The organism is Actinomadura hibisca NBRC 15177 (assembly GCF_001552635.1).
GTDB lineage: Bacteria > Actinomycetota > Actinomycetes > Streptosporangiales > Streptosporangiaceae > Spirillospora > Spirillospora hibisca.
In genome coordinates this window covers 58,986-81,521 of sequence record NZ_BCRO01000043.1, presented here as the reverse complement: position 1 = coordinate 81,521, position 22,536 = coordinate 58,986, and the positions used below count along the sequence as shown (strand labels likewise).

At 74.5% G+C, this 22,536-nt stretch carries 16 protein-coding genes and 4 tRNA genes; 12 read left to right on the top strand and 8 right to left on the bottom strand.

Features of this window, described 5'->3' with window-relative positions:
• Positions 1-89: 89 nt before the first annotated feature.
• The 5 genes from AH6_RS21370 to lanKC all read right to left on the bottom strand — a co-directional run bounded on the left by AH6_RS21370 (position 90) and on the right by lanKC (position 8,776).
• A complete protein-coding gene (locus tag AH6_RS21370) occupies positions 90-2,180 on the bottom strand; it encodes a prolyl oligopeptidase family serine peptidase (RefSeq protein ID WP_067482564.1) in 2,091 nt (696 codons plus the stop codon).
• On the bottom strand, positions 2,177-4,066 hold the full coding sequence (locus tag AH6_RS21365) for an ATP-binding cassette domain-containing protein (RefSeq protein WP_083983301.1): 1,890 nt from the start codon (positions 4,064-4,066) through the stop codon (positions 2,177-2,179). The genes AH6_RS21370 and AH6_RS21365 overlap by 4 nt, the downstream gene beginning before the upstream one ends.
• Entirely contained in the window at positions 4,063-5,841 is a 1,779-nt protein-coding gene (locus AH6_RS21360) for an ABC transporter ATP-binding protein (protein WP_067482560.1), read from the bottom strand. The genes AH6_RS21365 and AH6_RS21360 overlap by 4 nt, the downstream gene beginning before the upstream one ends.
• Positions 5,842-5,962: 121 nt before the next feature.
• Positions 5,963-6,094, bottom strand: a complete 132-nt coding sequence (locus AH6_RS43920) for a SapB/AmfS family lanthipeptide (RefSeq protein ID WP_157431614.1) — start codon at positions 6,092-6,094, stop codon at positions 5,963-5,965.
• 60 nt (positions 6,095-6,154) lie between these two features.
• Positions 6,155-8,776, bottom strand: coding sequence for a class III lanthionine synthetase LanKC (gene lanKC / locus AH6_RS21355; RefSeq protein WP_245679397.1), 2,622 nt, complete (start codon positions 8,774-8,776; stop codon positions 6,155-6,157).
• A gap of 806 nt (positions 8,777-9,582) precedes the next feature.
• Between lanKC and AH6_RS21350 the strand changes: the two genes are divergently transcribed.
• The 5 genes from AH6_RS21350 to AH6_RS21335 all read left to right on the top strand — a co-directional run bounded on the left by AH6_RS21350 (position 9,583) and on the right by AH6_RS21335 (position 11,839).
• A tRNA-Ser gene (locus AH6_RS21350) sits at positions 9,583-9,667 on the top strand.
• Between the two features lie 4 nt (positions 9,668-9,671).
• A tRNA-Met gene (locus tag AH6_RS43915) sits at positions 9,672-9,744 on the top strand.
• Positions 9,745-9,770: 26 nt separating this feature from the next.
• Positions 9,771-9,843 (top strand) — tRNA-Arg (locus tag AH6_RS21345).
• 2 nt (positions 9,844-9,845) lie between these two features.
• A tRNA-His gene (locus AH6_RS21340) sits at positions 9,846-9,918 on the top strand.
• Positions 9,919-10,033: 115 nt separating this feature from the next.
• Positions 10,034-11,839: a glycoside hydrolase family 3 protein gene (locus AH6_RS21335; RefSeq protein ID WP_218005897.1), complete on the top strand. Its 1,806-nt coding sequence runs from the start codon at positions 10,034-10,036 to the stop codon at positions 11,837-11,839.
• Here AH6_RS21335 and AH6_RS21330 read toward each other — a convergent pair.
• Positions 11,823-12,740 (bottom strand): Rossmann-fold NAD(P)-binding domain-containing protein, encoded by a 918-nt coding sequence (locus tag AH6_RS21330; protein WP_169807887.1) that lies wholly within the window; start codon positions 12,738-12,740, stop codon positions 11,823-11,825. The genes AH6_RS21335 and AH6_RS21330 overlap by 17 nt on opposite strands.
• Before the next feature lie 71 nt (positions 12,741-12,811).
• Between AH6_RS21330 and AH6_RS21325 the strand changes: the two genes are divergently transcribed.
• The gene (locus tag AH6_RS21325) at positions 12,812-13,762 is read left to right on the top strand and encodes a GlxA family transcriptional regulator (RefSeq protein ID WP_067482554.1); all 951 of its coding nucleotides are present in this window, start codon (positions 12,812-12,814) and stop codon (positions 13,760-13,762) included.
• A gap of 141 nt (positions 13,763-13,903) precedes the next feature.
• Here AH6_RS21325 and AH6_RS43910 read toward each other — a convergent pair whose 3' ends face one another.
• Positions 13,904-14,056 (bottom strand): hypothetical protein, encoded by a 153-nt coding sequence (locus AH6_RS43910; protein WP_157431613.1) that lies wholly within the window; start codon positions 14,054-14,056, stop codon positions 13,904-13,906.
• A 149-nt stretch (positions 14,057-14,205) separates the two neighbouring features.
• Between AH6_RS43910 and AH6_RS21320 the strand changes: the two genes are divergently transcribed.
• The 6 genes from AH6_RS21320 to AH6_RS21295 all read left to right on the top strand — a co-directional run bounded on the left by AH6_RS21320 (position 14,206) and on the right by AH6_RS21295 (position 22,035).
• On the top strand, positions 14,206-15,381 hold the full coding sequence (locus AH6_RS21320; RefSeq protein WP_067482552.1) for an ROK family transcriptional regulator: 1,176 nt from the start codon (positions 14,206-14,208) through the stop codon (positions 15,379-15,381).
• A gap of 55 nt (positions 15,382-15,436) precedes the next feature.
• Positions 15,437-16,450, top strand: a complete 1,014-nt coding sequence (locus AH6_RS21315) for an endonuclease/exonuclease/phosphatase family protein (protein ID WP_218005896.1) — start codon at positions 15,437-15,439, stop codon at positions 16,448-16,450.
• Positions 16,451-16,682: 232 nt separating this feature from the next.
• Positions 16,683-18,047: a xylulokinase gene (xylB, locus tag AH6_RS21310; RefSeq protein ID WP_067482550.1), complete on the top strand. Its 1,365-nt coding sequence runs from the start codon at positions 16,683-16,685 to the stop codon at positions 18,045-18,047.
• Positions 18,048-18,063: 16 nt separating this feature from the next.
• A complete protein-coding gene (gene xylA / locus AH6_RS21305) occupies positions 18,064-19,227 on the top strand; it encodes a xylose isomerase (RefSeq protein ID WP_067482548.1) in 1,164 nt (387 codons plus the stop codon).
• A gap of 20 nt (positions 19,228-19,247) precedes the next feature.
• On the top strand, positions 19,248-20,585 hold the full coding sequence (locus AH6_RS21300) for a protein kinase domain-containing protein (protein WP_083983299.1): 1,338 nt from the start codon (positions 19,248-19,250) through the stop codon (positions 20,583-20,585).
• A 100-nt stretch (positions 20,586-20,685) separates the two neighbouring features.
• Complete coding sequence (locus AH6_RS21295) at positions 20,686-22,035, top strand: GH1 family beta-glucosidase (protein ID WP_067482544.1); 1,350 nt, start codon at positions 20,686-20,688, stop codon at positions 22,033-22,035.
• Here the strand turns inward: AH6_RS21295 and AH6_RS21290 are convergent.
• Positions 22,032-22,445, bottom strand: coding sequence for a pyridoxamine 5'-phosphate oxidase family protein (locus AH6_RS21290; RefSeq protein WP_067482542.1), 414 nt, complete (start codon positions 22,443-22,445; stop codon positions 22,032-22,034). The two genes, AH6_RS21295 and AH6_RS21290, sit on opposite strands and share 4 nt — an antisense overlap.
• Positions 22,446-22,536: the final 91 nt, after the last annotated feature.

Below are 22,536 nucleotides of genomic sequence, written 5' to 3'. Positions count from 1 at the left end.
ATGACCCCGGCCGGTGCCGTCCGGCCCGGCCCGGGTCACGCAGCCGGTGTCATTCGGCCGACGTCACGCGGCCTGTGTCACGCGGCCTGTCACTCGGTCGCCGCCGCGCGTTCGCGCGCGGCGGCGGGCACCTCCAGCCCGGTGTGCGCGGCGGCAAAAGCCAGCAGGTCGGCCGCCAGGTCCAGCGCGCGCCCCGCCGCGCGCGGCCCGTGCCCCACCTCGCCCTCGTGCCGCAGCAGCACCGGCCGGTCGCCGGTCGCCGCCCACTGCATGGCCGCGCACATCTTGCGGGCGTGCAGCGGGTCGACCCGGGTGTCGCCGCCGAACACCGCGAACAGCGTCGCCGGGTAGTTCACGCCGGGCCGGACGCGGTGGTACGGCGAGTAGGCGTGCAGCCAGCGGAACTGCTCGGCCACCTCCACCGAGCCGTACTCGCCGCGCCACGACGCGCCGAGCCCCGAACGCTCGTACCGCACCATGTCCAACAGCGGCGCCATGCAGACGGCGGCGGCGAACAGGTCGGGACGTTGCGTCAGCGCCGCGCCCACCAGCAGGCCCCCGTTGGACTCGCCCCAGATCGCCAGCTGCTCCGGAGACGTCCAGCCGCCCGACACCAGCTTCTCGGCGGCGGCCACGAAGTCGTCGAACACGTTCTGCTTGCGCCCCAGCATCCCGGCGCGGTGCGAGGACAACCCCGCCTCGCCGCCGCCGCGCAACCGCGCGATGGCCAGCACCCCGCCCGCCTCCACCCACGCCAGCGCGTCGGCGGCGTAGGACGGCACGAGCGGCACGCCGAACCCGCCGTACCCGTACAGGATCGCGGGCCGCGGCCCCTCGTCCCCGGCGCGGCCGACCACCGTCATCGACACCGGCTCCCCGTCGGCCGAGACGCACTGCACCTCCCACGACTCCACGTCGGGGACGTCGGCGCGCCCCGGGCACGGCGCCCACGGCGTCGTCTCGCCGGTGCGCGCGTCGTACCGCCACACCGCCTCCGGCGTCACCATGTCGGTGTAGGTGAACCACGCCTCGTGGCCGCCCTCCGGCCGCGCCGACAGCGCGCCGACCGAGCCCGCGCCCGGCAGCGGCACGTCGGCGATCCGCTCGCCGGTGGCCAGGTCGTGCACGGTGACCTCGCTCAGCGCGGCGCGGATGCGGGTGACCAGCAGGACGGGCCGCGCCAGCTCCGGGCCGTCCAGGACGGTGAAGTCGGCGAAGACCGCCTCGGGGTCCTGGGGGACCAGGTCGGTCCAGTCGCCCGGCCGGTCCGGGTGGGCGGTGCACAGCCGCACGCGCGGGGCCTGGTGGTCGGTGACGACGTACATCCGGTCGTCGCGGCCCACCAGCAGCACGCTGCGGGCGTCCCGGTCCTGCCGGACGGCGCGGAAGCGCGGCGCGGCGGGGTCGCCCTCGGCGAGGTCGGCCAGCCACAGCTCGTTGGACGGCGCGATGCCGGGCGTCACCGAGACCGCGAGCCAGCGCCCGTCGTGGCTGACGCCCAGGCCGTAGGTGTCGGTGCGGGCCCGGCCCGTGCCGAACACCTCGGCGTCGCCGTCGGGCGCGTCGCCGACGCGGTGCAGCAGGACGCGGCGGGCCGAGCCGTCCGGGGTGGCGCGCACGTAGTAGAAGCCGGAGCCGTCGGGCAGCCAGGCCACGGGGGAGTAGCGGCACCGGTCGACGGGCCCGTCCACCGTCCGGCCGGTCGCGACCTCCAGGACGCGCAGCTCGGCGCGCTCGGTGCCGCCGCGCGACACCTGGTAGGCCAGCAGCCGCCCGGCGGGGTCGGCGTGCCAGGCGTCCAGCGTCGTCAGCCCGGACGGGTCCAGCGCGACGGGGTCCACCAGCGCGCGTTCGGGCTCGCCGTCGCGGACGGTGTAGAGGACGGCGTGCTCCTGCCCGGCCGCGCGGCGGGTGAAGAACGAGCGGTCGCCCCGCCAGACGGGCGCGCTGATATTGCCGGTGTCGGCGAGCGCCGCGCCGCGCTCGCGGAACCGGTCGCGCGTGGTGAACCCGGCGGCGTGGGCGCGCCACAGCTCGTCCTGGGCGGCGAGCCAGGCCCGCGTGCGCGGCAGCTCCGCGTCCTCCAGCCACCGGTAGGGGTCGGGGACACGTTCCCCGTGCAGGAGATCGACGGTCGGCTCGCGGTCGGCCGGGGGAGGGGTCACGGCAGGGGGATTCATGGCACGAACTCCCGTTCGGGGTCTCGGCCCGGCGGCTTCCAGCGGCCCACCAGGTCGGCGTACAGCGGTGCGGTGCGCGCCAGCTCCTCGTGCGTGCCGAGCCGCACCCGGGTGCCGTCCATGAGCAGGACGCGCCGGGCGCGCACGGCCGAGCTGACCCGGTGCGCGATGACGATCAGGGTGCCGCCGCGGCGGGCGAACGCCTCCTCGGCACGGGCCTCGGCGGCGGGGTCCAGATGGCAGGTCGCCTCGTCCAGCACGGTCAGGCCCGCGGGCGCGAGGTAGGCGCGGGTCAGCGCGACGAGCTGGCGCTCCCCGGCCGACAGCGCGGCGGGGTCCAGTTCGGCGCGCAGCCCGCCGAGCCGCCGCACCAGATCGGCCGTTCCGACCGCCGCCATCGCCTCCGCGATCACCGGTTCGGGGGCGTCGGCGAGGTAGCACAGGTTCTCCAGCACGGTGCCGCGGAAGACGTACGCCTCCTGCGGGATCAGCACGCGCGCGGCCGGGGCGACGTCGGCGGCGGGCACCCCGCCGACCAGGACCGTCCCGGCGCGCGGCGTCAGCATCCCGGCGATGAGGGCGGCCAGCGTGGACTTGCCGATGCCGCTCGGCCCCACCACCGCCAGGTGGTCGCCGGGCCGGACGGTCAGGTCGAGGTCGTCGATCACGGGGGCGGCGTGCGGGCCGTAGGCGGCGGTGACGCCGCTCAGCCGCACCTCCACGCCGCCGGTCGCGGGCGGCGCGAGCGCCGGGACCGGTCCAGCGACCGCGTCCGGCGACGGCTCGGGCCCGGCGGCCTCCAGCGCGCGGTTCAGCGCGACGCCCAGCCGGACCGCGCTGACGCCGAGCCCCTCCACGAAGCCGCTGAAGGCCGGGATGAGCGACTGGGTGAGGTAGGTCAGCGTCCCGATCACCACGGCGGGGCCCACGCCCTGCCCCGCCAGCCAGGGCAGCCCGGCCAGCACCGCGACGACGGGGGCCCAGCCGCCCGCCGACAGCGCGACCGTGCGCACCGCGGTGACCAGGGCCAGCTTGCGGCCCGCCGCGGCCTGCGCGTCGATGCGCCGCCCGGCGTCGGCGGCGGCCCGGTCCTCGGCGCCGCAGGCGGCGATGTCGCGCAGGCCGCCGACCAGCGCGCCGGTCGCCTCGGCGGTCTCCTCGTCGGCCAGCAGGAACGCGCGCTGGCGGCGGGCCAGCGCGGGCAGCGAGAACAGGAACAGCACCAGCCCGGCCAGGAACGGCGGCAACACCAGCACCAGCACCTGCGGGGCCAGCGCCAGCATGCCGAGCACGACCCCGGCCAGCGTGAACACGAACGACCGCACCACCGTGACGACGGCGGCCAGCGCGTCCCGGGCCAGCTCGACCTGGAGGTTGGCGCGCGCCACCGCCGCCGTGCCGGGCGGCCGCCCCTCGGCCGCCGCGCGCCGGACCGATCCGGCGACGACGCGGGTCAGCAGGTGGTCCCGGAACGGCTCCACCACGGCCGCCACCGCCAGCACCACCTGCCGGGCCCCGACCGCCGCCAGCAGCCACGCCCCGGCCAGCAGCGCGAGCCAGGCGAGGCCGGTGCGGAGCGCCCCGGCGGCGAAACCGTCCTCGATGGCGTGCGCGACCGCCAGGCCGATGACGAACGCCGGGGCGGCCTCCACCGCCGACCAGGCGGCGATGCGCAGCAGCAGGCGCGGCCTGCTCAGCAACGTCTGGACGACCAGCCGAACGGACTCACGGCCCGCGCCGGGCACTCGGCCCGCGCGGGCTGCTCCGCCTGCGCCGGCTGCTCCGCCTGCGCCGGGCGGCGTTCCGCCCGCGCGGTGCCTGCCCTCGCCGTGCTTGTGCGGGCCGCTCTTGTGCGCGCCGTTCTTGCTCGCGCCGTGTTTGCTCACACCGCCTCCTGGCCGGGGAAGGAACCGGCGGGCTGCCCGGCGGCCGGGACGGAGGCCGTCTGGAAGACGGCCCGGTACTCGGGGTCGCGCCACAGCTCGTCGTGACGGCCGCACGCGCGGATCCGGCCGTCGTCGATCCAGAGCACCTGGTCGGCGCGCAGCGCCGTGGTGACGCGGTGCGCCACGATGATCCGGGTGCGCCCGCCCAGCTCGCCCGTCAGCGCCGCGCTCACCTGCTGCTCGGTGACGGTGTCGAGGCTGGAGGTCGCGTCGTCCAGGATCAGGAGCCGCTCGCCTTGGAGGATCGCGCGGGCCAGGCCGAGGCGCTGGCGCTCGCCGCCCGACATCGGGGCGTTGGCAGGCGGGGTGTCGTAGCCGTCGGGCAGCCGCCGGACGAAGTCGTCGGCGCAGGCCGCGCGCGCCGCCGCCCGCACGGCGTCGAGGCCGGGGTCGTCGGGGCGGCCGAGGGAGATGGTGTCGGCGAGGGTGCCGTCGGCGCCGCTGTAGAGGACGGGCCGCTCGAAGGCGTACCCGACGGCCCGGCGCAGCTCGGCGCGCGACAGCTCGCGCAGCGGCACGCCGTCGAGCAGGATCGTGCCGCGCTCGGGGTCGAGCAGCCGCCCGGCCAGCGCCGCCAGCAGCGACTTGCCGGTGCCCGACCGCCCGACCACCGCCGTCGCCGAGCCGCCGGGGATCGTGACGCTGATGTCGTTGAGGCCGGTGCGGTCCGCGAGGTCGACGCCGACGCCCCGGAACTCCAGGGCTCCGGGACCGGTCGGGAGGGCGCGGTCGCCGTGGCCGACCGGGTGCTCGGACAGCAGGCCGGCGAGCCGGTCGGCCGCCGCGCGGGCCCGTCCGAGCTGCCCCACCTGCCCGAGCGCGCCCGACAGCCCGGCGCCCAGCACGACGTAGCGGGCCGCCGCGTACAGTTCGCCGATCGTCATGTCGCCTTGGGAGAGCCGCCACCCGCCCACGCCGAGCACCACGACTTCCAGCAGTGGCACGACCAGGCCCGCTCGCACGCCCGCGCGGGCGTTGGCGCGCCACAGGCGCATCCCGTGGCGACGCAGCCGCGGCAGCGGCGCGAGCACCCGGCCGGTCTCGCGGTCGGCGGTGCCTGCGGCGGCGATCGTGCGGGCTCCGGCCAGCGTGTCGGTCAGCCGGGCCGCGATGTCGCCCTGCGCGCGCTGGTAGTCGCCCACGACCTCGGTGGTGTCGCGCAGGAACGTGCGCAGCACCCACGTGATCAGCACCAGCCCGGCGGCCAGCGCGCACGGCAGCCACGGGTCGATCAGCGCCAGCGCTATCAGCCCGCCGACGGTGGGCACCAGCAGTCCGGCGGCGGTCACCGCCGCCGCCGGGGCGCGGCCGACCTCCTCGGCGTTCAACCCGGCGCGGGTGATGAGGTCGCCCTCGGTGTGGTGGCGCGTCATCGCCGGGCCGACGCCGAGCACCTGGGCGACGACCGTGCGGCGCAGCCGCGCCGACGCCTGCGCGCCGGTGACGCCGCTCGCCCAGACGCCGAGGGCCTCGCAGGCGACCACGCCCGCGACCAGCAGGCCGCAGATCGGCAACCAGCGATCGCCCGCGGCCGCCGCGCCGCCCGTCGAAGCGGCCGCCGCGCCGCCCGCCGCCAGCGTCTCGATCGCCTTGCCCAGCGCGTACGGCAGGATCAGTTGCAGGACCGCGCCGCCGACCACGCCGACCACGAGCACGGCGGGCCAGGGCCCGGCGTGCCGGACGGTCCGCGCGGCGAGCCGGTCCGCTGCCCGCATCGGGTCCTCCTGACGTAGGGGTCTGACGTAGGGGACCCCGGGCGGCCCTTACGGGGCGGCCGCCCGGGGTCCCGAACTACCTACTTCATCGGGGTGGTCGAGCCACCTGGATCGTCCCTGCTCAGTGGCAGAGGGCGACACTCAGGTTGCTCGGCTTGTGCGACTGGCAGGTCAGGACCGTAAGGCCACTGCCGCCGCTCGCGCCGCCAGAGGCGGTCGGGGCCTGGAGGCCCTGCAGGTCGAGGAGTACCATGGTGGTGGGTTCACCTCCTTCCTCTCACGTGGGTGGACATCGAACGGCCGTCCGGCGTGGTCACGCGGGAGTCGCCTTGGCCAGGGCTCCCGCGCCACCGAACGGTCCGACAAAGGGGAGGAACGGGCGTCGCGCGTCGAGCGCGGCGCCGAGGGCGAACAGCACGCCCGCCGTGCCGGTGGCGAAGTCCATCGACAGGCGCAGCAGCTGGTCGCCGGTGAAGGCCAGCCCGTCCCCGTAGGGCAGGGCGTGCCAGCGGAGTCCCCGGATCTGCTCGGCCAGCAGCGGATCGGGGCCGTCGTCCTGGCCGGGGCGCAGTCCCATGGCGAGCGCGGCGACGATGCCCGCGCGGCCGGTGAACAGGCCCGACTGGACGAAGTAGCGGGACCGGGCGGCCAGGCTCAGCTCGCGCCGGGCGCGTGCGAAGTCCTCGTCCTCCCGGTGGTCGAGGTAGCGGGCCACGGCCAGGCCGACGCCCACCGAGCCCTCGTCGAGGTAGGGCAGCAGCCGCCACCCCTGGTTGATCTGGAGCGAGCCGTCGTCGGAGCGCAGGCAGCGGCGCAGGTCCTGGCGGATCGCGTCGGCGGCGCGGTCGAGCAGCGCGGTGTCGCCGGTGCGCTCGTAGGCGTGCAGGAACAGCAGGGCGGGGCCGCACGAGCCGTGCAGCAGCCCGGCGCGCGGATGTTCGCCGCCGCTGATCTCGGGCACGTCGTCGGGGCCGCCGAGCCGTTCGGCGCACAGCTCCACCGCGCGGTTGCCCGCGTCGGCGAACGTGCTCTCGCCGGTGGTGTCGGCCAGGTGCAGCAGGTTCAGCCCGACGCCGGCCAGGCCGGAGTGCAGGTTGCCGCTCAGCCGTTCCCAGTCCTCGCGCAGGCAGATGTCCATGACGTCGAGCGCGTCCTGGCGCCTGCCCAGCCGGTCGAGGACGTAGGCCGCCCCGTGCAGGCCGTCGTAGAAGCCGAGCGGTGTGCCGGAGACGGGGTTCAGCGCGCGCTTGGCGAGCCATTCCTCGTAGTCGGGCATCGAGCCCGACCCGGTCTCGGCCAGCGCGTACAACACCCCGGCCGCGCCGGTGGCGATGTTGAGGCCGCCGCCGGGCTCGAACTGCGCGACGTCGCCGGGGAACAGGCGGTCGTCACGTTCGGGCGTGGCGCTGGCCAGGATGGCGCGGTGCAGCGCCTCGCGCAGGTGCGGCCAGGGGGCCGTGCCGGGTAGCGGAAGGTCGTTGAGGTCGGGCGGTTCGGGCTCGGCCTGCTCGGTGAGCAGGACTGGTTCCGACGGCGGTGGACCGGGGTCGGGGTCCGGCTCGGGGCCGAGGATGACCGCGCACGTCTCGTCCAGGAACTCGCGCGGCACCGGGAAGACCTCGGCGACCAGCGCGGCGAGCTGCCGGATCTTGGGCCGGTGCATCAGCAGGGTGATGGTCGTCTGCGGCGCGAACATCCCGATGCGCAGGCAGGCGAGCGCGTAGTGGTCCACGGCCGTGCCGGTCCGGTCGGCCGGCGCGAAGAAGGCCGGGTTCGCCAGGGCGGCGCGGGCCTCGTCGGAGGCGAGCATCGCCACCTCGAAGTCGATCAGCGACAACCGCCCGGAGTCGGTGAGCAGGATGTTGTTGGGATGCAGGTCGCCGAACACCACCCCGCGCTCGTGGATGCGGGCGACCGCCTCCTCCACCCTGGCCAGGGTGTCCAGCGCCCACTCGGTGTACTCGGCGATGGCCTGCTCGTCGCAGGTCGCGCGGGTCAGCGGGTAGCGCTGCACGAGCTTGCGCTGCAACGGGTTGCCGTCGATGAACTCCTCGACCAGGAAGTGGTGCTCGCCGAGGGTGAAGTAGTCGTGCAGCACCGGGACCACGTCGAGCCCGGCCAGCCGCTCCAGGATGTCGCGCTCGTGCCGGAGCCGCGTCACCGCGTCGCGCCCGGCGGCGTCGAGTCCCGCGTGCGGCCGGGCCTCCTTCAGCACCACCCGCTCGCCGGAGCGCTGGTCGCGGCCGAGGTAGACGCCGCCGCCGTTGGAGAAGTGGAGCACGCTCTCGATGTCGTAGAACAGGCCGGTGGTGGTGACGGAGTTGCGCGCCGCCAGGTGCGGTTCCAGGAACTCCGGAAGGGGCGCCCACTCGGGGGCCGAGAACGTGGAGCCGCGCACGTCGGGCACCAGCTCGCCGTCCCCGTTCTCGATGGCCAGCACCAGGTCGCCGTCCTTGCCGACGCATTTGCGTTCGGCGAACCCGCCGTAGCGGACGAAAAGCGGGCCGTCGGCGTAGCGCAGGTCGCTCAGGATGTAGGGGCCCTCGACGCCTTCGAGCAATTCGTTCAGCTCTTTGAGAATGGATTCCAGCTCATTCTCGTCACGCGGGTAAATGGTGACCAGCTTGCCGCTGGCGCCGCGCGAGGCCGTCTTGGCGTTGTACATCATCAGCGTGGACTGGCCGCGCAGGTACTTGAACGCGATGCCCCGCTCCACGCAGTAGTCCCACGTCACGGCCAGGGCGCGCTCGGCGTCGTCCAGCCGCGCCGACACGTGCACCTTCCAGCCCTGGGCCGGCACCGAGGGGCCCTCGGCGGGGCCGTAGTACATCCAGGTGTCGGACTCGTGCCGCTCCCAGCCGGCGGGAACGGGACGGGCCACCAGCGAGAAGTCCGACAGGTCGTTCTGCTGCCGGCCGAGCTTGTCATAAAACATCAGATCGGCGAGACAGTATGGCTCGTACTGATCCATCTCGGTTCCCCTCGCTGGCTACAGGCAAGAGAATTCCGGATTGCCGCCGAATTGCGCTAGTCAAAAGTGCAGCACTCATATGTGCACTCTGCATCATCGGCGTGGTGCGTCCGTCACGGCACCGCCTGCCCACCGGCGCTCAGGCTCGTGGAAGGCCCTCTGGAAGGCCGTGCGGAGGGCGAAAACGCGCCTTGTGAGGGGCGTGCGGGCCCCGCGAGGAAGCCGCCGCGCCACTCCCGGCACCCGCTCAGGCACCGAGACACGCGCTGGCACCGCGAGACGCACTCCTACGGGAGCCGCCCACAGGAAGCGCCGAGGGAACCCACCTACCGAAGCCGGCGACGGGCCCGCCTACGGGGAACGCCGACGAACCCCGTCTACCGGAGCCGACGACGTGGAGCGCCGACGGAGAGCCAGCGACGGCGCATCTCAGGGGAGAGGCGCCCAGAGCTGCCTACCGGAATCGCCATTGGGGATAGCCCAGAGGCCACGGACTCGGGAGCCGGTTTCACCGGTACGCAGCCCACAAGAGTGCGCCGGAAAAACATCCGTAAATAAGGTTGCGCCAACGGGAACCCATGGGCGAGAGTAGGCGTCATACCGAACGAGGCCACACGGAAGGGGCAGGGCAATGCGACGCCATCACCGAATGCACGCAAGTAGCCGCCGCTCCGGTCTCGCCTGGAGTCGCCAGCCCGTGTGACCTGCACATGGCTGACGCCCACCGCCCGCGGACCCGGAGGTTCGGACGGGCGGTTTTCTCGTTTCCGGGAGGGTTGGCCGAGCGGTAAGGCAGCGGCCCGCTAAGCCGTGGTCAGGGTCATCCCTGCGCGAGTTCGAATCTCGCACCCTCCGCTCCGGCGAGAAGGAACACTGGTGTGTTCGGTGGCCTCATAAACCACTTCAGGTGAGTTCGATTCTCACTCTCGCTACGCAATGCGATAAACGCAGTGCACAAGTCTCCGTGGCGTAATGGAAATCGCGTCGGACTACGAATCCGAAGATTGCAGGTTCGACTCCTGCCGGAGACGCGGCGACCGTGGTGTGGTGGTCTGCACGCCAGGTTGTGGTCCTGGAGGTTCACGGTTCGATCCCGGGCGGTCGCCCTGCGTGGTCTCGGAGCCGCCCCTTGCCGGGGCGGCGAGATCGTCTTACGGTGCATTTGTTGGCGGGGGCAACGTATTCGACAGGTCCGTGTCCCAGCTCCCACCCCGGAGGCGGATGATGCGCCCCAGACCGTCCCGATCCCTGGCCGCCGCGGCGGCGTCCCTGCTCCTGGTCTCCGGAGCCGCCGTCCGGGCGGACGCCTCCGGCGGCCGCGATCCCGCCGCCGCGCGCGTGGAGGCCCTGCTCAAGCGCATGACGCTGGACGAGAAGATCGGCCAGATGACCCAGGCCGAGCGCCAGAACGTCACCGCCGACGACATCACCCGCTACCGGCTCGGCTCGCTGCTGTCGGGCGGCGGGTCGGTGCCCACGCCCAACACCGCCGCGTCCTGGGCCGACATGTACGACGGCTACCAGCGCGCCGCGCTCGCCACGCCGCGGCGCATCCCGCTCATCTACGGCGTGGACGCCGTGCACGGCCACAACAACGTGTACGGCGCGACGATCTTCCCGCACAACATCGGGCTCGGCGCGACCCGCGATCCCCGCCTGGTCCGCGACATCGGCCGCGCCACCGCCGAGGAGGTCGCGGGCACCGGCGTGGACTGGAACTTCGCGCCCTGCCTGTGCGTGGCCCGCAACGACCGGTGGGGCCGCACCTACGAGTCGTTCGGCGAGGTGCCCGAGCTGCCCGCCCAGATGTCCACGGTCATCGACGGCCTCCAGGACGGCCGCCCCTCCATCCTCGCCACCGCCAAGCACTACGTCGGCGACGGCGGCACCACCGGCGGCAAGGACCAGGGCGACACCCAGCTCTCCGAGGCCGAGCTGCGCCGCATCCACCTGGCCCCGTTCCGCGCCGCCGTGCGCCGGGGCGTCGGCTCGGTCATGGTGTCCTACAGCTCCTGGAACGGCGTCAAGCTGCACGGCCACAAGTACCTGATCACCGACGTGCTCAAGAAGGAGTTGCGCTTCTCCGGCCTGGTCGTCTCCGACTACAACGGCATCGACCAGATCGACGGGCAGCCCGGCTTCACCCCCGCCGAGGTCCGCACCGCCGTCAACGCGGGCATCGACATGTTCATGGTGCCCGCCGAGTGGAAGCGGTTCATCGAGACGTTGCGCGCCGAGGTGCAGGCCGGGCGCGTCCCGATGGCGCGCATCGACGACGCCAACCGCCGCATCCTCACCCAGAAGGTGCGGCTCGGCCTGTTCGAGCGCCCCTTCACCGACCGCCGCTACACCCCGACCGTCGGCAGCGCCGAGCACCGCGCCCTCGCCCGCCAGGCGGTGGCGAAGTCGCAGGTCCTGCTGAAGAACGACGGCGCGCTGCCGCTCGACCGGCGCGGCGGCAAGATCTTCGTGGCGGGCAAGAGCGCCGACGACATCGGCGTCCAGAGCGGCGGCTGGACCATCACCTGGCAGGGTTCGCCGGGCAACATCACCCCCGGCACCACGATCCTGCAAGGCATCAGGCAGACCGCGGGCAAGGGCTCCACCGTCACCTATGACAAGGAGGGCGACGGCATCGACCGCTCCTACAAGGCCGCCGTCGCCGTCGTCGGCGAGCTGCCCTACGCCGAGTTCCTGGGCGACCGGCCCGCCGGGATGGGCCTGGACGCCGAGGATCTCGCCACCCTGGCCAAGCTGCGCGCCTCCGGCGTGCCGGTCGTCGTGGTGCTGGTGTCGGGCCGCCCGCTCGACATCGCGCCGCAGCTCCCGGGCTGGAACGCGCTGCTCGCGTCGTGGCTGCCCGGGACCGAGGGCAGGGGCGTCGCCGACGTGCTGTTCGGCGTCACCAGGCCGACCGGGAAGCTCCCGGTGACCTGGATGCGCAGCGCCGACCAGCAGCCCATCAACGTGGGCGACGGCAAGCGCCCCCTGTTCCCCTTCGGCTACGGCCTCAGCTACCGGCGCTGACCGGTCCGGCGACCGCCCCGGCGAGCACCTCGCCGGGCGCGGTCGCCTTCACCCCGAACGTCTCCTCCAGCCGGGAGGCGTCCACGGTGAACGGGCGGTGCGACATGTGCGTGGTCTCCCACAGCTCGTTCCAGAACGGGTCGGTGAGGCCGAGCACGGTCAGCTCCCGGTCCGACATGGCCTCCAGCCGGGGTTCGGGGGCCCCGGCCAGCTCGGCCAGCCGGGACGCCAGCTCCCGGGTGGTGATGTTGGTGACCGGCGCGTGCCAGGCCCGGCCCCAGGCGCGCTCGTCGCGGGCGACCGCGACGAGCGCCGCCGCGGTGTCGCCGATGGCGGAGTAGGCGTGCGGCAGGTCCGGCTCCCCGGGCAGGAGCGCGGGCAGCCCGGCCAGCACCTTCGGCTGCACCATCAGGGTGAACACCGACACCGCCCCGGCACCGTAGAACTGCCCGGCCCGCACCTCGGTCACGGGGACCCCGCTCTCCAGGGCCTCCCGCCACATCCGGGCGCGGACCGCGCCCTTCGGGCCGGTCGCGGTGAGCGGGTGGTCCTCGGTGATGGGGGTGCCGTCGGTCGGCGCGTAGCCGTAGTGGTTGCCGAGCATCACGTAGTTGGCGCCGGTGCGCCGGACGGCGGTCAAAATCGCGCCGAACAGCGGCGGGACCGTCTCCGGCCAGGTGTGGTAGGCGGGCATGGCCGCGTTGAAGATGGTCGCCGCGCCCTGGGCGGCCTCGGTGAGCGCGTCGGCTTCGATGGCGTCCAGCGCGACCGTCTCGACGAGCGGGTGCGCGGGGCCGCCGCCGCTGCGCGACACCATCCGCACCCGGTCGCCCGACTCGGCCAGCAGCAATGCGGTCGCCGAGGCGGTGCCGCCCCGGCCGATAATCACATGGAAGGTCATGACCCCAACTCTGCGGCCCGGCGACCGGGACCGGCAGGGGGACGATCGCCAACCGACCGGAGGTTCCCGCCATGCCGCGCATCGCGTTCGTCGCCGTGCCGCCGGTGATGTTGTTCGACCTGGCCATCGCGCAGATGGTGCTCGGCGCGGCCGAGATCGGCGGCGCGCCCGGCTACGAGGTGCTGGTCTGCGCGGCCGAACCGGGGCCGGTCGCGACGGTGGACGGCCTGTCGGTCCCGGCCGCGCACGGCCTGGACGCGGTGGCCGGGGCGGACACCGTCATCGTGATCGGCGGGGGCGGCCTGACCGACGTCGATCCGCGCGTGCTGGCGGCCGTCCGGGACGCGCACGCCGCAGGGAAGCGCATGGCGGCGATCTGCACCGGCACGTTCGTCCTGGCGCAGGCCGAGGTGCTGGACGGCCGCCGCGCCACCACGCACTGGGGACTGGCCGGCGACCTGGCCCGCCGCTTCCCGGCGGTGCGGGTCGTGCCGGACGTGCTGTACGTCGTGGACGGCCCGGTGGTGACGTCGGCCGGGGCCGCCGCCTGCGTCGAACTGTGCCTGCACCTGATCCGCGAGGACCACGGCGCGGCGGCGGCCGCGCAGGCGGCGCGCCTGGCCGTGGTCGCGCCGCCGCGCCCGGCCGACCAGGCGCAGGCCGTCCGGACGCCGCTGCCCGCGCCCCGGACCGTCTCGCTCGCGCCGACCCGGGCGTGGGCGCTGGAACGGCTCGACGAACCGCTGACGCTGACCGTCCTGGCGATGCACGCCCGCGTCAGCACCCGGACGCTGGCCCGCCGCTTCCAGGACGAGACCGGCCAGAGCCCGCTGCAATGGTTGCTGCACCAGCGCCTGGACCGGGCCTGCGAGCTGCTGGAGACGACCGACCTGCCGATGGACCAGGTGGCACGCCGCAGCGGCCTCGGCAGCGCCGACTCGCTGCGGCAGCACCTGGTCCGCCGGAGGGGGCTGACGCCCAGCGCCTACCGGGCGCGCGCGAAAACGCCGAGCGCGTCGTAGCCGAGCCGGGAGCCGCCTGACGCCCGCGTTCCGGACGAGCGGCCGACGGGTCTGGCAGCCGTCCTCGGGCAAATCGACCAGCCGCCTCCTCGCGCTCGGGCGCGCGTCGTTCCCTCTGGCAACGAGTTCCTAGACGAGCAGTCAACAGCTCTGGTGGCCGCCCTCGGACAGCTCGACCGGCCGCGCCTTCTCGTCCAGAAGCGCGATCCACCGGACAATGGGCTTCCGGACGATGCCCGCCAGGCCCCCACCGCCCGCCTCTGTGATCTCCGCCTCCTCATCCGCCGTCCCCACGGGCCCCGCGACCGTGCCGGAATGCCGGGCGCACCCGGTCCGGAGTGGCCGCGCGACCGGAACCGGCCGCGGCGACCAGGCATTACGCACCCTTGTTCCATAAGTAGATTGGCAATAATGGGCCGCACCAGCCGACCCCAAGAGGTGCCGTGTCCGAACTCTCCCTGCACGGCGGCGATCCCTCGGTGCTGCGCCGCATCAACGCCGCCGCCACCCTGCGCGCCCTGCGCGGCGGCGGCGAGCCCACGCTGAGCGAGCTGGCCCGCGAGGTCGGCCTGTCCCGGCCCACCACCGAAGGGGTGCTGAGCGAGCTGGCCGACCGGGGTCTGGTCACCGAGGTCGCGCCGCGCTCGGGCCGGGGCCTCGGCCGCCCGGCCCGCCGCTACCGGTTCCGCGCCGACGCCGGGTACGCGCTGGGCCTCGACATCGACGCCCACCACGTCCGGCTCTTCCTGGCCGACCTGGACGGCGAGGTCGTCGCCGGGCACCACGCCGCCGTCGCGCTCAACGCCTCCGCGACCGAGCGGCTGGCCGCCGTGCGCGTGGCGGTGTCGGAGCTGCTGGCCACGGTGGGCGTGGAGCGCGGCGCGTTGTGGGCGGTGGCGGCCGGGACGCCCGGCGTGGTGTCGCCCGAGGGCAGGATCGCGCTGTGCACGGTGGTGCCGGACTGGGAGGGGGTGGCGCTGGCGCGCGAGCTGGGCCGCATGTTCCCCTGCCCCGTCCTGGTGGACAACGACGCGAACCTCGCCGCGCTCGCCGAACGCTGGCGCGGCGCGGCCCGCGACTCCGACGACATGGTGTGCGTGCTGGCCGGGCCGCACACCGGCATGGGCGCGATCATCGGCGGGCGGCTGCACCGGGGCCGCTGGGGCGCGGCCGGGGAGGTCGGGCTGCTGCCCGAGCTGGGCCTGCGCGACACCGCCGCCGTCCTGGCCGAGGCCGCGCCCTCGGGAACACTGCCCGCCGAAGACTCCGACGGCACCGCCGGGCCGGTGGAGCGCGCGGCCGAGCGCGTCCTCGCCGCCGCCCAGCGCGGCGACTCGGCAGCGGCCGAGCTGGTGGACCGGCTCGCGGCCCGCATGGCGCGCGGCATCGCGGCCATGGCGCTGGCCCTGGACCCCGAGATGATCGTGGTCGGCGGCCGTCTCGTGCGCCCCGGCGACCGCCTGGTGGAGGCGCTGCGCCGCGCGGTGCCGCCGCTGTGCCTGACGCCCGTGCGCATCGAGGCGTCCACGCTGGGCGAGGACGCCGTGGCGCTGGGCGCGCTGCGGCTCGCGCTGGACCTGGTCGACGAGGAACTGTTCCGGATCGACCGCCCCGCGTGAACCCGGCCGCCCCGGTGATCGTCTGCTACTGAGAGGACGAGCGGACGGGGGACGGGTGCGCGCCGAGACACCGCAGGCCGAGGAGACGAAGCAGAGCGATCCGCCCCGCCGGGCACGCCGCCGCTGGGTGGACGTCCTGGTCTGGACGGCCGTCGCGCCGTTCGCGGTGTGGGCGGCGTTGCGCACCACCGGCTGGGAGCCGGGCTTCCGCTGGGGCCAGCTCGTGGCGTTCACCCCGTACGTCGCCATGGCCTCGCTCGCCGCGCCGGTGCTCGCGCTGCTGCTGCGCCGTTGGCCCGCCGCGCTCGTCGCCGCGCTGGCCGCGACCCTGCTCGCCGCCGCCGTCCTGCCGCGCGCCATGACCGGCGGCAACCCCGACGCGCGCGGCCCGGAGTTGCGCGTGCTCGCGTCCAACCTGGCCTACGGGCAGGTCCCGGCCGCCGACCTGCTGAACCTGGTGCGCTCCACCAAGGCCGACGTCCTGACCCTCCAGGAACTCACGCCCGACGCCGTCGCCGCGCTGGAGAAGGCAGGGATCGCCAAGGAACTGCCGCACCGCGTCCTCCACGACGAGCGCGGCGCGAGCGGCACGGGCGTCTACGCCCGCCACCCACTGCGCGAGCAGCCGCCCATCCGGATCGGGTTCACCCAGACCCGCGCGACCATGACCGTTCCCGGCGCGCCGCCGGTGGAAGTGGTGTCGGTCCACCCGTGCGCACCCTCCATCCCGGCTGCGGCCCGCTGCTGGAAGGCCGGGCTGCGCGCCCTGCCCTCCGCCGACCCCGGTGGGACGGTGCGCGTGCTGGCCGGGGACTTCAACGCCACCCTCGACCACGCGGGGCTGCGCCGCGTCGTCGGCACCGGCTACCGCGACGCCGCCGACGTCGCAGGCGTCGGCCTCAGCACCACCTGGCCCGAGAGCGGCCCCTACCACGACCCGCTGCCGGGCGTGGCGCTCGACCACGTGCTGGCCGACCGGCGGGTGGCGGTGCGCCGCTTCACCACCCATGTCCTGCCGGCCACCGACCACCGCGCGATCGCCGCCGAGCTGGTCCTCCCCGCGGCTTGACGCCGGACGGCCCGCCGTTGTGGGCTAGGGCCTGTCTCCAAGACCTCAGCCGTCGCGCGAGTGCCTAACTGGCCCGGTGGGGCGAAGCCGAAGGCGAGTCCCACCGGGCCAGATCGCGAAGCGATGTGGCACTCGTCAAGGCACGGTCAGGAGGGCGAGCCGCCAGGCGAGCCCTCCTGAGCCGGGACTTCAATGAACACCGGCTAGATCACGAACGCACCTAGGGAGGATCATGCTGGTCGCCGGGGTCGACTCCTCGACCCAGTCCGTCAAGGCCGTGTTGTGCCGGGCCGAGGACGGCCGCGTGGTCGCCGAGGCCGCCGCCCCGCATCCCGACGGCACCGAGTGCGCCCCCGAACACTGGTGGAACGCCCTCGGCCAGGTCCGTGACCTGCTCGAACGCGCCGACGCGGTGGCCGTGGCCGCCCAGCAGCACGGCATGGTCGCCCTCGGCGAGGACGGCGCGCCCGTCCGCCCCGCCCTGCTGTGGAACGACGTGCGCTCGGCCCCGCAGGCCCGCGCCCTGGTCGCCGAGCACGGCGGCCCGAAGACGTGGGCCGACCGCACCGGCAGCGTGCCCCTGGCCTCCTTCACCGTCGCCAAGCTCCGCTGGATGGCCGAGCACGAGCCCGCCAACGCCGCCCGCACCGCCGCCGTCCTGCTCCCGCACGACTGGCTGACCTGGAAGCTCGGCTCCGACGGCCACGTCACCGACCGCGGCGACGCCTCCGGCACCGGCTACTGGTCGCCCGCCGAAGGCCGCTACCTGCCCGACCTGCTCACCGCCGCCCTCGGCCACCAGCCCGCCGTGCCCCGCGTGGCCGCCCCCGGCGAGACGGTGGGGGAGACGTCCTGGGGCGCGCGCCTCGCCCCCGGCACCGGCGACAACATGGGCGCGGCGCTCGGCCTCGGGCTGGGCGAGGGCGACGTCGCGGTGTCCATCGGCACCTCCGGCACCGCCTTCGCCGTCTCCTCCGCACCCGCCGCCGACGCCACCGGCGCGGTCGCCGGATTCGCCGACGCGACCGGCCGCTACCTGCCGCTCGTCTGCACCCTCAACGCCGCGCGCGTGCTGACCTCCGCCGCCCGCATGACCGGCTCCGACCTGGACGGGCTGTCACGCCTGGCCCTCGCCGCCCAACCCGGCGCGGGCGGCCTCACCCTGCTGCCCTACCTCGACGGCGAACGCACCCCCGACCGGCCCGGCGCGACCGGCGTGCTGACCGGCCTGACCAGCGCCAACACCACCCCCGAGAACCTGGCGCGCGCCGCCGTCGAAGCGCTGCTGTGCTCGCTGGCCGACGCCGTCGCGCACCTGGCCGCGCAGGGCGTGCGCCCCCGGCGCGTCCTGCTGATCGGCGGCGGGGCCCGCTCGGCGGCCGTGCGCGCCCTGGCCCCCGACCTGTTCGGCGCGCCCGTCACCGTCCCCGAACCCGCCGAGTACGTGGCGCTCGGCGCGGCCCGCCAGGCCGCCTGGGCCCTCGCCGGAACCCCCGAACCCCCGGCCTGGCCCGCCCCGCCCGCCACCGAGCACGAGCCCGGCGGCACCGATACCACCGAGATCAGAGCACGCTACGCCGCGCTGCGCGACGCCTGACCCCCGAGGAGAGCCCATGAGCGAGGACCGCTTCACGCCCCGGCCCGAGGACAAGTTCTCGTTCGGCATCTGGACCGTCGGCTGGCAGGGCGTGGACGTGTTCGGCCCCGCCACCCGCCCGCCGATGCCCGCCGAACGGGCCGTGCGCGAGCTGGCCGCGCTCGGCGCCCACGGCGTCAACTTCCACGACAACGACGTGTTCGACTTCGACGCCACCCCCGCCGAACGGGCCGAACGCGTCGGCGCGTTCCGCAAGGCCCTGGACGAGACCGGCCTGGTGGTCACGACCGCGACGACCAACCTGTTCGCCCATCCGATCTTCAAGGACGGCGCGTTCACCGCCAACGACCGCGACGTGCGGCGCTTCGCCCTGCGCAAGACCATGGACAACATCGACCTCGCCGCCGAGCTGGGCGCGCAGGTGTACGTGGCCTGGGGCGGCCGGGAGGGCGCGGAGTCGGGCGCGGCCAAGGACGTGCGCACCGCGTTGGACCGTTACAAAGAGGCGTTCGACGTGCTCGGCTCCTACGTCCTGGACCAGGGCCACGACCTGCGCTTCGCCATCGAGCCCAAGCCCAACGAGCCGCGCGGCGACATCCTGCTCCCCACCGTCGGCCACGCCCTGGCCTTCATCCAGGAGCTGGAGCACCCCGAGCTGGTCGGCGTGAACCCCGAGGTCGGCCACGAGGAGATGGCCGGGCTCAACTACGCGCACGGCCTGGCGCAGGCGTTGTGGCATGGCAAGCTGTTCCACATCGACCTCAACGGGCAGCACGGCCCCCGCTACGACCAGGACCTGCGCTTCGGCGCGGGCAACGCGCGCGGCGCGTTCTGGGTGGTGGACCTGATCGAGAACAGCGACTACGACGGCCCGGTCCACTTCGACTTCAAGCCGCCGCGCACCGAGGACGACGCGGGCGTGTGGGAGTCGGCGCGGGCCTGCATGCGCAACTGGCTGATCCTTCGGGAGAAGGTCCGCGCCTTCCGCGCCGATCCCGAGGTGCGCGACGCCCTGGCCGCCGCGCGGGTGGACGAGCTGGCCCGGCCCACCCTCGCCGAGGGCGAGGACTGGCGCGCGGTCCGCGACTTCACCCCCGGCATCGCCGAGCTGGCGGCGCGGGGCGCGGCGTTCGAGCGCCTCGACCAGCTCGCGCTGGAGCACCTATACGGGGTGCGCTGACAGTTCGGCATACTTCCGGCATGACCGCACCCGCCGAGCCCGCGCCAGGAACCGTGCTCGGCGGGCGCTACCGGCTGGAGGAGCAGGTGGGCGCGGGCGGCATGGCCACCGTGTGGCGCGCCACGGACCTGGTGCTGGAACGCGCCGTGGCGGTCAAACTGCCCCGGCGCGCCGCCGGAGGACTGCGCCGGGAGGCCGCAGCCGCCGCCGGGCTGGAGCATCCGCGCGTCACCGCCGTGTACGACTACGGCGAAGCCGTGCTGCCGGACGGCGGCGCGCTGCCGTACGTGGTGATGGAGCTGCTGCGGGGCGAGAGCCTGGCGTCCCGGCTGGCGCGCGGCCCGCTGCCGTGGCGGGAGGCGGCGGGCATCGGCGCACACCTGGCCGACGCCTTGGCCGCCGCACACGCGGCCGGGATCGTGCACCGGGACGTCAAGCCCGCGAACGTGTTCCTGACACCCGGCGGCGTGAAGGTGCTGGACTTCGGCATCGCCTTCACCACGCGCACGTCCCTGACAGGACCCGTATGGGGAACCCCCGCCTACGCAGCCCCCGAGTTGGCGACGGGGGAGGAGCCCGCCCCGTCAGCCGACGTGTACTCGCTCGGCATCGTGCTGCGAGAAATGCTGGGAGACGTCGGACCAGAAATTCCAACCGAAGTCATCGAGATATGCCGCAGGTGCCTGGACGAACGCCCCGAAGCCAGGCCAGACGCAGGCGAAGTCGCCGCGACCCTGGGACGCGCGTCAGGCGTCCCGGTAGGAAAGGCCGCGCAACCTCCCACCCCGGCCACGCCACAAGCAGCCGCCGTCCCGCCGCCGCACCTAACCAAGATCCTGATCGACGACCCGGCCCCCGCCAAGGACCGCCGCCCTCTGCTGATCGCCGCAGCCATAGGCGGCCTCGTCCTGCTCGCCGGACTGTTCGCCCTGCTCGCCCCGGACTCCTCCGACAAGAAACAACCCGCCCCACCGCTGGCCGCAGCACCCTCGCCGTCCCCAACGCCGACCCCATCCGCGTCCGCGTCGCCCTCCGGCCCGACCGGCTGCGCGGTCGCCTACCAGGTGACCAACCGCTGGCCGGGCGGCTTCCAGGTCCAGGTGCAGATCACCAATCAGGGTGACCAAGCGCTGACCGGCTGGCGGCTGGCCTGGGAGTTCACCGGCGGCCAGCGCGTCACCCAGCTCTGGGACGGCGGCCTGGCGCAGTCCGGAGCGCAGGTGACGGTGACCGCGCCCGGCTACAACCTGTCCCTGCCACCCGGCGGGACGGCCCGCTTCGGCTTCCTGGGCCAAGGCGGCGCGGGCGACCCACCGCAACGCTTCACCCTCAACGGCGGCGACTGCACGTCCGGCTGATCTTCCGAAGGCATCAAGGGCTGTCGGCAAGTGGGAGCGCTCCCATAGACTGCGCCCGACCCCGTGTCCGCCCCACCCGAAACGACATGCTGGAGCACCGATGACCCCCTTCCCCGAAGGCTTCCTGTGGGGCGCCGCCACCGCGGCCTACCAGATCGAGGGCGCGGCGGACGAGGACGGGCGCGCCCCCTCCATCTGGGACACCTTCAGCCGCACCCCCGGCCGCACCCGCGACGGCGACACCGGCGACGTGGCCACCGACCATTACCACCGCTGGGCCGAGGACGTCGCGTCGATGGCCGCGCTGGGCCTGGACGCCTACCGCTTCTCGATCTCCTGGTCCCGGGTGCTGCCCGACGGCCGCCCCAACCGGGCGGGCCTCGACTTCTACTCGCGCCTGGTGGACGCCCTGCTGGAGGCGGGCATCGCGCCCGTCGCGACCCTCTACCACTGGGACCTGCCCCAGGACCTGGAGGACGCTGGAGGCTGGCCCGCCCGCGACACCGCCTTCCGGTTCGCCGAGTACGCCGAGCACGTCGGCCAGGTGCTCGGCGACCGCGTGCACACCTGGACGACGCTGAACGAGCCCTGGTGCTCGGCCTTCCTCGGCTACGCCTCCGGCGTGCACGCGCCCGGCCGCGCCGACGCCGCCGCCGCGCTCGCCGCCGCCCACCACCTCAACCTCGCGCACGGCATGGCCAACGGCGCGCTGCGCGGCGTCGTCGCCGCCTCGGCCCGGCACTCGGTCACGCTCAACCTGCACCACCTGCGCGGCGACGCCGAGGCGGTGCGGCGGGTGGACGCGGTCGCCAACCGGATCTTCACCGGGCCGATGCTGGGCGGCGGCTACCCCGCCGACCTGCTGGCCGACACCGCCGCCGTCACCGACTGGTCCTTCGTGCGCGGCGGCGACGAGACGACCATCGCCGCGCCGCTGGACGTGCTCGGCGTCAACTACTACAGCCCCACGCTGGTCCGCGACGACGGCGCCCCGGCCGCCGCGCACGGCCACGCCGAGGGCGCGGCGACGCCGTTCGTGGGCTGCGCGGACGTTGTGTTCGCCGAGCAGCCGGGCCCGTACACCGAGATGGGCTGGCCCGTCGACGCCACCGGCCTGACCGAGCTGCTGCTGCTGCTGCACCGCGAGCACCCGGGCGTCCCCCTGATGATCACCGAGAACGGCGCGGCGTTCGCCGACGAGGTGGCCCCCGACGGCCGCGTCCACGACGAGGACCGGATCGCCTACCTGCGCGACCACCTGGCGGCGGCCGCCGGGGCGATCGCCGCGGGCGTCGATCTACGGGGCTACTTCGCCTGGTCGCTGCTCGACAACTTCGAATGGTCGCACGGCTACAGCAAGCGCTTCGGTCTCATCCACGTGGACTACCCCACCGGCCGCCGCACGTGGAAGGACAGCGCCTCCTGGTACCAGGAGGCGATCAAGGGCTAGTCCCGGTGCAGGCGGCGGCCGCTGACCTCGTTCGGCGTGAAGACGATCAGGGACTCGCGCTCCCCGGCGGGCCACGGGTCGGGGTCGGGGGCCGCGGCGGCCTCCTGCTCGGTCATCGGCCGCGCGCCGCCGCGCAGCAGCACGCTCCAGCCCGTGCGGTCATCGGTGTCGAGACGGTCCACCTCGAAGGCGATCCGCATCTCGGCTCCGGCCAGGTGGGTGGACAGGTTCTTGGTCAGCCGCCCGCCCACGGTGGTGCGGAACACCAGCGTGTCGCCGTCCAGGACGTAGTTGACGGGGATGATCGCCGGTCCCTCGCCGTCGTCGAAGGCGACCCGGCCCACCGCGCTGCCGGCCACCAGCCGCAGGCACTCGGCACGGTCGAGTTCTTCCAGGACGGGCTTGCCCATGGGCGCGCTCTCCCCCCAAGATCGTCGATCGGACTCCTTGCATCATGCTCGCTTTGCCGCGCGGCGAAACCGGACGCTCCAGGCAGTCCGG

Excerpts from the sequence above, each read along its gene's own strand:
- AH6_RS21370 (WP_067482564.1), bottom strand. The coding sequence starts at position 2,180 with ATGAATCCCCCTGCCGTGACCCCTCCCCCGGCCGACCGCGAGCCGACC.
- AH6_RS21360 (WP_067482560.1), bottom strand. The coding sequence starts at position 5,841 with ATGCGGGCAGCGGACCGGCTCGCCGCGCGGACCGTCCGGCACGCCGGG.
- AH6_RS43920 (WP_157431614.1), bottom strand. The coding sequence starts at position 6,094 with ATGGTACTCCTCGACCTGCAGGGCCTCCAGGCCCCGACCGCCTCTGGC.
- lanKC (WP_245679397.1), bottom strand. The coding sequence starts at position 8,776 with ATGTTTTATGACAAGCTCGGCCGGCAGCAGAACGACCTGTCGGACTTC.
- AH6_RS21335 (WP_218005897.1), top strand. The coding sequence starts at position 10,034 with ATGATGCGCCCCAGACCGTCCCGATCCCTGGCCGCCGCGGCGGCGTCC.
- AH6_RS21330 (WP_169807887.1), bottom strand. The coding sequence starts at position 12,740 with ATGACCTTCCATGTGATTATCGGCCGGGGCGGCACCGCCTCGGCGACC.
- AH6_RS21325 (WP_067482554.1), top strand. The coding sequence starts at position 12,812 with ATGCCGCGCATCGCGTTCGTCGCCGTGCCGCCGGTGATGTTGTTCGAC.
- xylB (WP_067482550.1), top strand. The coding sequence starts at position 16,683 with ATGCTGGTCGCCGGGGTCGACTCCTCGACCCAGTCCGTCAAGGCCGTG.
- xylA (WP_067482548.1), top strand. The coding sequence starts at position 18,064 with ATGAGCGAGGACCGCTTCACGCCCCGGCCCGAGGACAAGTTCTCGTTC.
- AH6_RS21300 (WP_083983299.1), top strand. The coding sequence starts at position 19,248 with ATGACCGCACCCGCCGAGCCCGCGCCAGGAACCGTGCTCGGCGGGCGC.
- AH6_RS21295 (WP_067482544.1), top strand. The coding sequence starts at position 20,686 with ATGACCCCCTTCCCCGAAGGCTTCCTGTGGGGCGCCGCCACCGCGGCC.
- AH6_RS21290 (WP_067482542.1), bottom strand. The coding sequence starts at position 22,445 with ATGGGCAAGCCCGTCCTGGAAGAACTCGACCGTGCCGAGTGCCTGCGG.